Source organism: Rathayibacter sp. AY1H3 (genome assembly GCF_002932015.1).
This window is the reverse complement of the sequence record NZ_PSUU01000001.1, coordinates 345,222-357,773: the sequence shown is the minus strand read 5'-3', so window position 1 is coordinate 357,773 and position 12,552 is coordinate 345,222. Positions and strand designations below refer to the sequence as shown.

Below are 12,552 nucleotides of genomic sequence, written 5' to 3'. Positions count from 1 at the left end.
GCCGCCGACTCCGAGGGACGCGCCCAGGTCGCGGGCGAGCGCGCGGATGTAGGTGCCGGAGGAGCAGGTGACGCGCACGTCCAGGTCGAGGAACCCCTCGACCGGGCGGCTCGCCAGGACGGCGAACTCCGAGACGGTCACGGGGCGGGAGGCGAGCACGACCTCCTCGCCGTCGCGGGCGCGGGCGTAGGCGCGGCGGCCGTCCACCTTGATCGCGCTGACCGTGCTCGGGACCTGCTCGATCGCTCCGGTGAGGGCCGCGATCGCGTCGGACACCGACTCCGGGGCGAGGGCCGCGACGAGTGCGGGCTCCGCCGAGGCGAGCACCTCGCCCTCCTGGTCGTCGGTGGTGGTGGAGGAGCCCAGCCGGATCGTCGCCTCGTACTGCTTGTCGAGGCCGACGAGGTAGGTGAGCAGGCGCGTCGAGGGGCCGAGACCGAGGATCATCAGCCCGGTCGCCATCGGATCGAGCGTCCCCGCATGGCCGACCTTGCGGGTCCCCGCGCGGCGGCGGGTCCGCGAGACGAGGTCGTGGCTGGTGATGCCGCCGGGCTTGTCCAGCAGGAGGATCCCGTTCGGAGCCGGGGCGGGGGTCTCGAGCACGGGTGCGAGGATACACGGACGGATCGGGAGTACCCCCGGGGTGGAGCCGGAGCCCTCGCCCGCCCGTCCTAGGCTGTCCGGATGAGGATCGCAGTACTCGGAGCAGGCGCCGTCGGCGGCACCATCGCCGCCCTTCTCGACCGCGCCGGGCACGACGTCGAGGTCACCGCCCGAGGCGACCACCTCACCGCGATCCGCCGGTCGGGGATCCGGCTCGACGGGGCGTGGGGCGAGCACACCGCCTGGGTCCGCTGCGGCGAGTCCCTCGACCTGGTGCCCGATCTCGCCTTCGTCTGCACGAAAGCGCAGGACGCCGAGGACGCGCTGCGCACCAACCGCCGCACGGTCGACGGCACCCTCGTCGTCGTCGTCCAGAACGGACTGGACGGGCTCACCGCGGCGGCCCGGCAGGTGCGCGACGCCCGGCTCGTGGGTGCTCTCGCCCTCTTCGCCGCGAGCCACCTCGAACCCGGCCGCGTCACCGTCACGGCTCCTGCCACGACCACGCTCGGCGTCCCCGGCCGCCCGGCCGACGACGACGTGCGACGGGCCGCCGCCGTGCTCGGCGAAGCGGTCCCCACCGCCGTCACCGACGACTTCACCGGAGCGCAGTGGACGAAGCTGCTGATCAACGAGGTCAACGCCCTGCCCGCGATCACCGGGCTCTCGGTCCAGGAGACGATCGACGATCCGGGGCTGCGGCGCGTCCTCGCCCGGTCGATGCGCGAGGCCGCCCGGACGGGCTTCGCGTCTGGCGTCCGCTTCGGCTCGCTGCAGGGACTCTCGAACACGTCCGTCCGCGCCCTGGCCGCCGCTCCCCTGCCCCTGGTCGAGCTGCTCCCCCGCCGGATGGCCGCGCGGATGGGCGAGGTGCCGAACCCCGGGTCGACGCTGCAGAGCGTCCGCCGCGGAGTGCCGAGCGAGATCGACCACCTGGCCGGGGCCGTGGTCCGCACCGCTCACCGCGGCGGGCGCGAGGCACCGGTCAACCAGCTGCTGGTCGACCTGGTGCACGAGGTCGAGGGGGCGGGCGCCTTCGTGCCGCCGGCGGAGGTCGTGCGCCGCGCCGCCCTGGTCTGAGCCCGCGGCCCTGTCGGACGGACGCCGCCCGCGGCGGCGGCCTCCGTCCCGAGGCTCAGCAGGAGTCGGCGAAGAGGCGCCGGGGCTGCTCCGGATCGCGGACGTCGACGAGGATCCCCGCCAGCCGGCGCAGGTCCGTCGTGGCGCGGTACGCCGCGTCCACCGGCGGCTCCTGCGTGTCGAGGCGGATGCTGGTGCTCCACGCTCCGCGCAGCTCCGGCCGGAGGGCGAACTCGCCTTCGACGAGCAGCACCGCGTCGCGGCCGGCGGTCCGCCAGCGCGCCTGCCGCGCCTCGTCGCGCACCGCGTCGAAGCCCGCCAGCACGAACCCGGTGCTGCCGCCGAGGGTGAACGGATCGAGCAGCACGCGGCGCAGGAGCTCGTAGTCGTACCCGGCCGCGTAGGAGCGCTGCTCGTCGGGCACGGCGGGGTCGTCCCGATCGGCGCGGGGACGTCGGAAGTCGGCGAGGTGCGCGACGATCGCGTCCTTGCCGGCCCGGCGGAGCGCCTCCGCGAGGTCGACCGCGAACGCCGCGCTCACCGCGGGGTCGTCGCCGTCGATCCCGACCTTGACCCGTCCGCGCCCGTAGTTGTGCAGCACCTCCGCCGCGAGAGCGTCGAGCACATCGGCCTTCTGCGGAGCCCACCTGGTCATCCGCCCACGATACGCGCCGCCGCCTAGTGTGGGCTGATGCCCTCCGACCCTCTCGTCGACGCGATCACCGCCTGGTTCCGCACGAGCGCCCGCGACCTGCCGTGGCGCCGCGAGGGCTTCCCCGCCTGGGGCACGCTCGTCAGCGAGTTCATGCTGCAGCAGACCCCGGTGGTCCGCGTCGTCCCGCGTCTGGCGGAGTGGCTGGAGCGCTGGCCGACACCCTCCGCGCTCGCCGCCGGCCCGCGCGGCGAGGCGGTGCGCGCCTGGCAGTCCCTGGGCGACCCGCGGCGGGCCCTGCGCCTGCATGCCTGCGCCGTGGCGATCGCCGAGGAGCACGGCGACGTGGTCCCCGACGACGTCGAGACCCTCCTCGCGCTGCCCGGCATCGGCGACTACACCGCCCGCGCCATCGCCGTGTTCGCCTACGGGAGGCGGCACCCCGTGGTCGACACCAACGTCCGCCGGGTCCTCGCGCGCGCGGTCGACGGAGCGGCGGAGCCCGGCCCGCCCCGCGCGAGGGCCGACCTCGCCGCGATGTCGGCGCTGCTGCCCGAGTCGCTCTCCGAGGCGGCGGCCTTCAACGCGGGCGCGATGGAGCTGGGGGCGGTCGTCTGCACCGCCCGCGCTCCGCGCTGCGACGAGTGCCCGATCCGCGACCTCTGCCGCTGGCGGGCGGAGGGGTACCCCGAGCACACCGGTCCCGTGAAGGCGAAGCAGAAGCGGTTCGAGGGCTCGGACCGCCAGGTCCGCGGCCTCATCCTCGCCGAGCTGCGCGCCGCGCACGGCCCGGTCACCGCGGCCGAGGTGGAGTCTCTCTGGCCGGACGCCGACCAGCGCGGTCGCGCCCTGGCCGGGCTCCTCGCCGACGGCCTGGCGACGGGCGGCCCGGAGGACGGCTACCTCCTCCCCGGCTCCTGAGGGCCCGTCGACCGCCGTCCGCGTCGGAGGAGGCGGGTAGGGTCGGCGCCGTGACCGGTCGCCGCCTCCGCCTCCCCCGCCCCGACGCCGCCGTCGAGCGCGCCCTCGACGTCGACCTCGCCCAGGACGTCCAGCGCGCCCTCGCCGCGGTCCGCGTCGAGAACGACCTGCCCGGCCCGTTCCCGCCGGCCGCGCTGGCCGAGGCCGAGCACGCGGACGCCGGAGCGGACGACGAGGACCGCGTCGACCGGACGGACCTCCCCTTCGTGACGATCGACCCGCCCGGCTCGCTCGACCTGGACCAGGCCCTCCACCTGGAGCGCACGTCGGAGGGCGTCGTCCTCCGCTACGCCATCGCGGACGTGCCCGCGGTCGTCCGCACCGGCGGAGCGCTCGACGCCGAGACGCGCCGCCGCGGCCAGACCTACTACCTCCCGGACGGCCGCGTCCCGCTGCACCCCGCGGTCCTCTCCGAGGGGGCCGCGTCGCTCCTGCCGGACGAGACGCGCCGAGCGCTGGTCTGGACGCTGACCCTCGACGAGCGGGCGGAGCCGAGCTCGGTGCACCTCGAGCGGGCGCTCGTGCGCAGCGTGGCCCGGCTCGACTACGAGGGCGTGCAGCGCAGCGTCGACGCGGGCGATCCGCACCCCTCCCTCGCCCTGCTCCCCTGGTTCGGACGCGAGCGCCTGGCGCGCGAGGCCGAGCGCGGAGGAGCGAGCCTGACGCTGCCCGAGGAGGAGATCGTCGCCGTCGACGGCGGCTACCGGGTCGAGCGCCGCGCTCCCCTGGCCGTCGAGGGCTGGAACGCCCAGGTCTCGCTGCTGACCGGTATGGCGGCGGCGACGATGATGCTCGACGCGGGGGTGGGCATCCTCCGGACCATGCCCGAGGCCGACCCCGCCACCGTCGCGGCCTTCCGCTCCCGAGCCGCGGCGCTCGGCGTCCCGTGGCCCGAGGAGGAGGCCTACGGCGCCTACCTGCGCCGCCTCGACACCGACGACCCCGCCCAGCTCGCCATCATGTACGCCGCGGCGACCCTGTTCCGCGGCGCCGACTACACCGCCTTCGACGGCGCCCCGCCGGAGCATCCCGCGCAGGCGGCTCTCGCCGCGCCGTACGCGCACGTCACCGCGCCCCTGCGGCGCCTGGTCGACCGGTTCGGCCTCGCCGTCTGCCTCGCGGTGTCCCGGGGCGGAACGATCCCGTCGCAGCTGCGCGAGGCGCTGCCCCTGCTCCCGCCGCTCCTCGCCGCGAGCGACCGCCGGGCCGGAGCCGCCTCCCGTGCGGCGACCGCGATCGTCGAGGCCGCCGTCCTCCGCGGCCGCGAAGGAGCCTCCTTCAGCGGGATCGTCGTCTCCTCGGCGCGCACCCGCTCCTCGGTCCAGCTGCTCGACCCGGAGATCACCGTCGACCTCCCGGCCCCGCTCGAGCCGGGAGCCCGTGTCGTCGTCGTCCTGGAATCGGTCGACGTCGCCACGGGCTCCGCGGTGTTCGGGCTCGGCGCCTAGTCCTCGTCGTCCTCGCGGGGCTTCACATAGGGGTCGGCCTCGCCGGCGTAGTCCGCCTGAGCGGCGAGCGACTGCACCTGCGAGTCCTGGCTGCGCGCGGCGGCGAGCAGATCCTCGATGTGCTTCGCGTTCTCGGGCACCGCGTCGAGGATGAACTCGAGCGAAGGCGTGAGCCGGGACGTGATGTTCCTGCCCACCTCGGTGCGGAGCATGCCGGTGGCGGCCTTGAGAGCCGCGGCCGAATCGGCGCGCTCCTCATCGGTGCCGTAGACCGTGTAGAACACCGAGGCGTGCTGCAGGTCGCCGGTCACCTGGACATCGGTGATGGTGACGAAGCCGAGGCGCGGGTCGCGGAGACCGCGCTCGAGCCGCTTCGCGACGATCACCTGGATACGTTCGGCGAGCTTCCTCGCCCGGGCCGGATCTGCCATGGCTGGTCCTCACATCTCTCTCGGCGAACCGTTCAGCTCGCCATTCAACCACTCTCCGCCCGGACGACCGGTCGCGTCCGAGGGGGCCTTGCTTCTGGGGCGTGATGCCCCTCGACCGCGCGTCTGCGACGGCGCGGGTGGGGCGCGTCTGCGACGGCGCGGGTGGGGTGCCTCCTCGCGGCTCCCTGATCCTCGGGGATCGGGGGGGCGGGAAGGCTCAGGTGCTGGATCGGGAGCCGGACGTCGCCCGCAGGCTCGCTGCTCGCTCAGCGGGCGCAGTCACCGCTGCAAGAACGTCTGATCGGGGCCGGCCTCCCACGCCCGGAGGTGCGGAAGCGCACGCTGGAGGGTGCGCACCTCCGGGACACGGGCGGCCCCCGATTCCTCCCGCAGGGCGCGAGAGGACGAGAGTCCCCTCCCGATCCCGCACGAACAGCGCCGTGAGACGCCGGAAGGCCCGGGCGGACCCGGGCCTTCCAGTGGAGCGGATCAGCCTCGCGGCTTCTCCTTCATCTCGATCGTCTCGATCTCGTCGCCGATCTGGATGTCGTTGTACTTTCCGAGTCCGATACCGGCCTCGTAGTCCGTACGGACCTCCGTGACGTCGTCCTTGAAGCGACGCAGCGACTCGATGGCCAGGTTGTCCCCGACCACGACGCCGTCACGGATGACGCGCGCCTTCGAGTTGCGGGTGATCGTGCCGGAGCGGACGATGACACCCGCGATGTTGCCGAACTTGGAGGAGCGGAACACCTCGCGGATCTCGGCGACACCGGACTGGACCTCCTCGAACTCGGGCTTGAGCATGCCCGTGAGCGAGTTCTCGACCTCTTCGATCGCGTTGTAGATGACCGAGTAGAAGCGGATGTCCACTCCTTCTCGAGCAGCGCGCTCGCGGGCCTTCGGGTCGGGGCGGACGTTGAAGCCCACGATGATCGCGTTGTCGATCGTCGCGAGGTTGACGTCCGACTCCGTGATCGCACCGACACCGCGGTGGATGATGCGCAGCTGCACCGAGTCGTCGACCTCGATCTTGACGAGCGACTCCTCCAGCGCCTCGACGGCACCGGACACGTCGCCCTTGATGATGAGGTTGAGCGACTCGACCTTGCCCTCCTCGAGAGCACGGGTGAAGTCCTCGAGCGAGATGCGCTTGCGGGCCTTGGCCAGCAGGGCGTTGCGCTGAGCGGCTTCGCGCTTCTCGGCGATCTGACGGGCCGTGCGGTCCTCCTCGGTGACGAGGAAGGTGTCGCCGGCGCGGGGCACGGACGAGAGTCCCTGCACCTGCACCGGACGCGACGGCACGGCTTCGAGGACGGCGTTGCCGTTCTCGTCCGCCATCGCACGGACGCGGCCGTAGGCCGTTCCGGCGACGATCGCGTCTCCGACGCGCAGCGTTCCCGACTGGATGAGCACGGTCGCGACCGCACCGCGTCCCTTGTCGAGCTTCGCCTCGATCGCGACTCCGCGCGCCTCCTTGTTGGGGTTGGCGCGCAGGTCGAGACCGGCGTCCGCGGTGAGCAGCACGGCGTCCAGGAGGTCCTGGATGCCGGTGCCCGCGCGAGCCGACACGTCGACGAACATGACGTCTCCGCCGTACTCCTCGGCGACGAGCCCGAACTCGGTGAGCTGCTGGCGCACCTTGGCCGGGTTGGCGTCGGGCTTGTCCACCTTGTTCACCGCGACCACGATCGGCACGTTGGCCGCCTGGGCGTGGTTCAGCGCCTCGATGGTCTGCGGCATGATGCCGTCGTCCGCCGCGACCACGAGGATCGCGATGTCCGTGACCTGGGCACCGCGGGCTCGCATGGCGGTGAACGCCTCGTGACCCGGGGTGTCGATGAAGGTGATCGGGCGCTCGATGCCCTCGTGCTCCGCGACGACCTGGTACGCACCGATGTGCTGCGTGATGCCGCCCGCCTCGCCGGCGACGACGTTGGCGTTGCGGATCGCGTCGAGCAGGCGCGTCTTTCCGTGGTCGACGTGACCCATGACGGTGACGACGGGGGGACGGATCTCGAGGTCCTCGTCCGTCTCGTCGTCGAGCTCCTGCTCGAGGTCGAGACCGAAGCCCTCGAGGAGCTCCTTGTCCTCGTCCTCGGGCGAGACGACCTGGATCTTGAAGCCGAGCTCGGAGCCGAGCACCTCGAAGGTGGCCTCGTCGAGCGACTCGGTGGCCGTCGCCATCTCGCCGAGGGCGAAGAGGACGGTGACCAGGTTGCCGGGGGGCACCGGCACGCCGGTCATGGCCTCGATCTTGTCGGCGAAGTCCGAGATCGACGCGCCGCGGCGCAGACGGATGACCGTCCTGCCGTCGCCGCGGGGGACGCTGACGCCGCCGAGCGACGGGGCCTCCCTGAGCTCGAACTCCTGACGCTTCGTGCGCTTGGACTTCCGGGCCTTGCTCTTGCCGCCACCGCGACCGAAGGCTCCTGCGGTTCCACCGCCGGGGCCGCGACCGCGACCGCCGCCGCCACCGGGACGCGGGGCGAAGCCGCCACCGGCACCGGGAGCGCCGCCGGGGCGCTGGAAGCCGCCGCCGGCCGGACGACCGGCACCGCCGGGACGTCCTGCTCCGCCGCCGGGTCCGCCGGGACGCTGGCCGAAGCCGGCGGGGCGCTGGCCCATGCCGGGTCCGCCGGGTCGGGGCGCGCCGGGGCGCGGAGCAGCGGGGCGGGGGATGTTGCCCGGGGTCGGACGCGATCCCATGCCCTGCGAGCTGGCGAAGGGGTTGTTGCCGGGGCGCGGGGCGGCGGGACGCTGTCCCATGCCCTGGTTGCTGGCGAACGGGTTGTTGCCCGGGCGCGGGGTGCCGCCGGGGCGGTTGGAGCCGCCCGAGGCGCCGCCGGGGCGCGGGGTGTTCGCGGCGGGAGCCGGACGCGGGGTCACGGGCTTGGGTCCGCCGGGGGTCGCGCCGGACGCCGGCTTCTCGGCGGCGGCCGGAGCCGCGGGGGCCTCGGTCGGAGCCGGAGCGGCGGCCTCGGCGGGCGCGTCCTTGGCTGCCTGGGCGCGCTGAGCGGCCGCGGCCTCCTGGGCTGCCTGAGCCTGGGCCTGGCGCTCGGCGACAGACATCGGCGGTGCCGGCGCCGGAGCGGGCGGCTTGGCCGGGCCGGGCGTGGGCGCGGACGGACGGGCGCCGGAGGGGCGCGGGGCCCCGGGACGGGCGCCGGCGGCGGGGGCGGTCGGGGTCGCCGACGCTCCCGCGGAGGAACCGCCCTGGCCCTGGAGGGCCTGGCGGAGCTTGCGCGCCACCGGGGGTTCGATGCTCGAGGACGGGCCCTTGACGAACTCGCCGAGCTCCTTCAACTTCGCAAGTGCGACCTTGCTATCGACACCCAGTTCGGATGCGATCTCGTGTACGCGTGGTTTTGCCACTTCTCTCCTGTCTTGGGCCTGCACCCAAGACGGGGGCAGGCGTCACGAACGGACGGGTCTCATTTCGAGCCGCTCATCAGTCTTCGCTCATGATCAGTTCACGGGCCGTTCTGCCTGTTCTCTATGGTGTGATCGTGCGCTGCTCCGGCCCCTCCGGTCGAGGGGCCGAGCCGGTCGGATCGTGCGATGTACTGCTCCAGCTCGCTCGCGTCCACGCTCTCGCGTGTCCGGAACGCTCTTCCGAACGCGCGGCGCTTGACCGCGAGCTCGTAGCAGTCGGCTGTGTCGTGGAGCCACGCTCCCCGACCAGGACGGACGGCACGCGGGTCTACCGCGAGGACGTTCGAGTGGAGGACCAGCCTCAGAAGAGAGGCCCGGGGGGCGCGCAGACGGCAGCCGACGCACGTTCTGACGGCTTCCACTCTACTCCCTCCCCTCTGGGACCGCTCCCCCGCACGGCCGATGCTCGGGGATCACTCCCCGTCCATCACCGAATCGGGCTGGATGTCGATCTTCGCGCCGGTCAGCTTGGCGGCGAGGCGGGCGTTCTGGCCCTCCTTGCCGATGGCGAGCGAGAGCTGGTAGTCGGGGACGAGCGCGCGGACGGCCTTGAGGCTCTGGTCGATCACGAACGCGCTGGTCACCTTGGCGGGCGAGAGCGCGCTGGCGACGAAGGTCGGCAGGTCGGAGGAGTAGTCGACGATGTCGATCTTCTCGTTGTTGAGCTCGGCGGTCACCGCGCGCACGCGCTGGCCGAGCTCGGCGATGCAGGCGCCCTTGGCGTTCACGCCGGGCTCGGTCGCGCGCACCGCGATCTTGGTGCGGTGGCCGGCCTCGCGGGCGAGGGAGACGATCTCCACCACGCCGGACGCGATCTCGGGGACCTCGAGGGCGAACAGCTTGCGCACCAGCGACGGGTGGGTGCGGGACACCTGGACCGACGGGCCCTTGGGTCCGCGGCCGACGCTCGTGACGTAGACGCGGATGCGGCGTCCGTGGCTGTAGTCCTCGCCGGGCACCTGCTCCTCGGGCGAGAGGATCGCCTCGATGGAGCCGAGGTCGACGTGGATCATCCGCGGATTGGGGCCCTGCTGGATGACGCCGGCGACGATGTCGCCCTCGCGGCCCTTGAACTCGCCGAGCACGTGCTCGTCGGCGATGTCGCGCAGGCGCTGGTTGATGACCTGCTTCGCGGCGAAGGCGGCGATGCGGCCGAAGTCGCGCGGGGAGTCCTCGGCCTCGCCCACGACGGCGCCCTCCTCGTCGAGCTCGGGCACGAAGACCGAGACGTGACCGGTCTTGCGGTCGAGGTGCACGCGCGCGTCGACGGCGGTGGCCTTGTCGGCGTCGTCGGCCTGGCCGATGTGCTTGAGGTAGGCGGTCAGGATCGCCTGCTCGATGATCTGCACGAGTTCCTCGAAGGGGATCTCGCGCTCGCGCTCCATGAGTCGCAGAACGCTCAGGTCGATGTCCACGGGCGGGCCTTTCTCTCTATTCACTTGGATGCCGCGGTGGTGACCGCGGTCGTTCGCCTGCCGGGCTCTCACCCGGATCAGCCCTCAAGGGTACCCGACGCGGCCCAGGGTTCCACCCGCGGTTCCTGCCGAGGCACGGAGGGCCCCGCCTGCCGCGGGAAGCGGTGGCGGGGCCCTCGGCGTGTCGGGTCTAGGCGCCCAGCCGGGCGAGCGCCTCGGCGACCGGGAGCTGCTCGCGCTCGCCGGACCGGCGGTCCCACAGCTCGACGATCCCGTCTGCCGCTCCTCGCCCCGCGATGACGATCACGGGCACCCCGATCAGCTCGGCGTCGCCGAACTTGACGCCGGGCGAGACCTTCGGGCGGTCGTCGATCAGCACGTCGCGGCCGGCGGCCTCGAGGGAGGCACCGACCGACTCGGCGAGCTCGAGAGCCGCCGCGTCCTTGCCGGTCGCGATGACGTGCACGTCGAACGGCGCGACGTTCGCGGGCCACAGCAGTCCGCGGTCGTCGTGGGTGGCCTCGGCGATGATGGCGAGGATGCGGGTCACGCCGATGCCGTAGGAGCCCATCGTGACGGTGACCAGCTTCCCGTTCTCGTCGAGCACCTTCAGCCCGAGGACGTCGGCGTACTTGCGGCCGAGCTGGAAGACGTGGCCGATCTCCATGCCGCGGGCGGTCTCGATCGGGCCCGAGCCGTCGGGCGCCTCGTCGCCGGTGCGGACGTCCGCGACCTCGACGGTGGCGTCGCCGTGGAAGTCGCGGCCGGCGACCAGGTCGAGGACGTGCTGCCCGGAGACGTTGGCCCCGGTGATCCAGGCGGTGCCGTCGACCACGCGCGGGTCGAGCAGGTAGCGGACGCCGGTCGCCGACTCCTCGCCCAGGACGGCTCCCTCGGCCGACCAGGGTCCGATGTAGCCCTTGACCAGTCCGGGGTGCTTCGCGAAGTCCTCCGCCGTGGCGGCCTCGACCTCGGCCGGGGCGAACGCCACTTCGGCGCGCTTGAGGTCGACGTCGCGGTCGCCGGGCAGGCCGACGATCACGAGCTCGCGGGTGCCGTCGAGCGCGGTGAGCGCGAGGACGACGTTCTTCAGGGTGTCGGCGGCGGTCCAGGCGCGGCCGTCGGGGCGGGGCTGCGTCGCGTTCGCCAGGTCGACCAGGGTCTGGATGGTCGGGGTGTCGGGCGAGTCGAAGACGCGCGCCTCGGGCAGGCCCTCGACGGGCAGCGCCGCGGGGACGGGCGTGCGGTACGCCTCGACGTTCGCCGCGTACCCTCCCGCCGACCGGACGAAGGTGTCCTCGCCGACGGGGGTGGGGTGCAGGAACTCCTCGCTCCGGGAGCCGCCCATCGCTCCGGCGTCGGCCTGCACGATCACGTACTCCAGGCCCAGACGGGCGAAGATCCGCTCGTAGGCGTCGCGCTGGCGCTGGTAGCTCGCGTCGAGGCCGGCGTCGGTGTAGTCGAAGGAGTACGCGTCCTTCATCGTGAACTCGCGGCCGCGCAGGAGGCCCGCGCGGGGCCGCGCCTCGTCCCGGTACTTGTCCTGGATCTGGTAGATCGACAGGGGCAGGTCCTTGTAGGAGGAGTAGAGGTCCTTCACGAGCAGCGTGAAGAACTCCTCGTGCGTGGGAGCCAGCATGTAGTCGGCGTCCTTGCGGTCCTTCAGGCGGAACACGCCGTCGCCGTACTCGGTCCAGCGGCCCGAGAGCTCGTAGGGCTCGCGGGGCAGGAGCGCGGGGAAGTGCACCTCCTGGGCGCCGGCGGCCTCCATCTCCTCGTGGATGATCCGCTCGATGCGGCGCTTGACGCGCAGTCCCAGCGGCAGCCAGGCGAAGACGCCGGGCGCCTGACGGCGGATGTAGCCCGCGCGGACGAGGAGGCGGTGGCCCGCGACCTCGGCGTCGGCGGGATCCTCCCGGAGCGTGCGGACGAACAGATGCGAGAGACGGGTGACCACGAGGGACGATCCTATCCGCTGCGCTCCCCCGGCTCGCGAGGGCGCCGGGACCCTCAGTCGGGGATCCGCGAGAAGACGACCGCTCCGCCCGTGCCGTCCAGCAGCACGTCGTCGGGGGTGCCGCCGATCGTCATCGGGCCGGAGAGGAGCGCCCGGAGCCGGATGGCCTCGGGGCTCGGCGTGTCGGAGCAGCTGTCGGATCCGGTCACCTCGTCGCCGGGGACCAGCACGCCGTCGTCGATCCGGTAGGCGGCGCTGACCACGAGGCAGCCCGTGCCGACGACCAGGGTCGGCGCACCCCCGACGCTCTCCGAGCGGAGGCGAACGCGGGCGTCCTCGACCCAGGCCGTGTACGGGGTCTCCCCCTCTGCCGCGGTCAGCACCCAGCGGTCGCAGCCGAAGGGGTCCTGCGGGGTGCGGCTGTCGATGCACTCGCCGGCCTCGGAGGACGGGCCGCTGCGGAGCGCGGCGACACCGGAGGCGAGGAGCGCGGCGGCGACGACCACGAGCGCGAGGCGCAGTGCGGGGCGGACCACGTCGATCCGCCCCG

At 73.4% G+C, this 12,552-nt stretch carries 11 protein-coding genes; 3 read left to right on the top strand and 8 right to left on the bottom strand.

The genetic code is table 11. The annotated features are described in order from the left end of the window. Window positions 1-603, bottom strand: a 603-nt coding sequence (gene truB / locus C5C33_RS01645) for a tRNA pseudouridine(55) synthase TruB (protein ID WP_104260223.1), incomplete at its 3' end; no start/stop codon positions are given. A gap of 81 nt (window positions 604-684) precedes the next feature. Between truB and C5C33_RS01640 the strand changes: the two genes are divergently transcribed. Then, window positions 685-1,683, top strand: a complete 999-nt coding sequence (locus C5C33_RS01640) for a ketopantoate reductase family protein (RefSeq protein ID WP_104260222.1) — start codon at window positions 685-687, stop codon at window positions 1,681-1,683. Between the two features lie 55 nt (window positions 1,684-1,738). Here C5C33_RS01640 and C5C33_RS01635 read toward each other — a convergent pair whose 3' ends face one another. Beyond that, a complete protein-coding gene (locus C5C33_RS01635; RefSeq protein WP_146085721.1) occupies window positions 1,739-2,338 on the bottom strand; it encodes a hypothetical protein in 600 nt (199 codons plus the stop codon). A 36-nt stretch (window positions 2,339-2,374) separates the two neighbouring features. Here C5C33_RS01635 and C5C33_RS01630 point away from each other — a divergent pair, with 36 nt between their 5' ends. Together C5C33_RS01630 and C5C33_RS01625 are read left to right on the top strand one after the other, a co-directional pair. After that, entirely contained in the window at window positions 2,375-3,256 is an 882-nt protein-coding gene (locus tag C5C33_RS01630) for an A/G-specific adenine glycosylase (RefSeq protein WP_104260221.1), read from the top strand. 50 nt (window positions 3,257-3,306) lie between these two features. Further along, window positions 3,307-4,764, top strand: coding sequence for a ribonuclease catalytic domain-containing protein (locus tag C5C33_RS01625; protein ID WP_104260220.1), 1,458 nt, complete (start codon window positions 3,307-3,309; stop codon window positions 4,762-4,764). Here the strand turns inward: C5C33_RS01625 and rbfA are convergent. The 6 genes from rbfA to C5C33_RS01595 all read right to left on the bottom strand — a co-directional run bounded on the left by rbfA (window position 4,761) and on the right by C5C33_RS01595 (window position 12,538). Continuing rightward, window positions 4,761-5,195 (bottom strand): 30S ribosome-binding factor RbfA, encoded by a 435-nt coding sequence (gene rbfA, locus C5C33_RS01620; RefSeq protein ID WP_104223052.1) that lies wholly within the window; start codon window positions 5,193-5,195, stop codon window positions 4,761-4,763. The two genes, C5C33_RS01625 and rbfA, sit on opposite strands and share 4 nt — an antisense overlap. A 489-nt stretch (window positions 5,196-5,684) precedes the next feature. Further along, complete coding sequence (gene infB / locus C5C33_RS01615; protein WP_104260219.1) at window positions 5,685-8,570, bottom strand: translation initiation factor IF-2; 2,886 nt, start codon at window positions 8,568-8,570, stop codon at window positions 5,685-5,687. A gap of 98 nt (window positions 8,571-8,668) precedes the next feature. Beyond that, entirely contained in the window at window positions 8,669-8,992 is a 324-nt protein-coding gene (locus tag C5C33_RS01610; RefSeq protein ID WP_104225593.1) for a YlxR family protein, read from the bottom strand. 51 nt (window positions 8,993-9,043) lie between these two features. After that, the gene (gene nusA, locus C5C33_RS01605) at window positions 9,044-10,045 is read right to left on the bottom strand and encodes a transcription termination factor NusA (RefSeq protein WP_104260218.1); all 1,002 of its coding nucleotides are present in this window, start codon (window positions 10,043-10,045) and stop codon (window positions 9,044-9,046) included. 190 nt (window positions 10,046-10,235) lie between these two features. Continuing rightward, window positions 10,236-12,002: a proline--tRNA ligase gene (locus C5C33_RS01600; protein ID WP_104225179.1), complete on the bottom strand. Its 1,767-nt coding sequence runs from the start codon at window positions 12,000-12,002 to the stop codon at window positions 10,236-10,238. A gap of 53 nt (window positions 12,003-12,055) precedes the next feature. Continuing rightward, a complete protein-coding gene (locus tag C5C33_RS01595) occupies window positions 12,056-12,538 on the bottom strand; it encodes a hypothetical protein (RefSeq protein ID WP_104246574.1) in 483 nt (160 codons plus the stop codon). Window positions 12,539-12,552: the final 14 nt, after the last annotated feature.

Bases quoted from the DNA above. Each gene is read 5' to 3' on its own strand.
- rbfA (WP_104223052.1), bottom strand. From the start codon at position 5,195: ATGGCAGATCCGGCCCGGGCGAGGAAGCTCGCCGAACGTATCCAGGTG.
- C5C33_RS01630 (WP_104260221.1), top strand. From the start codon at position 2,375: ATGCCCTCCGACCCTCTCGTCGACGCGATCACCGCCTGGTTCCGCACG.
- C5C33_RS01635 (WP_146085721.1), bottom strand. From the start codon at position 2,338: ATGACCAGGTGGGCTCCGCAGAAGGCCGATGTGCTCGACGCTCTCGCG.
- C5C33_RS01640 (WP_104260222.1), top strand. From the start codon at position 685: ATGAGGATCGCAGTACTCGGAGCAGGCGCCGTCGGCGGCACCATCGCC.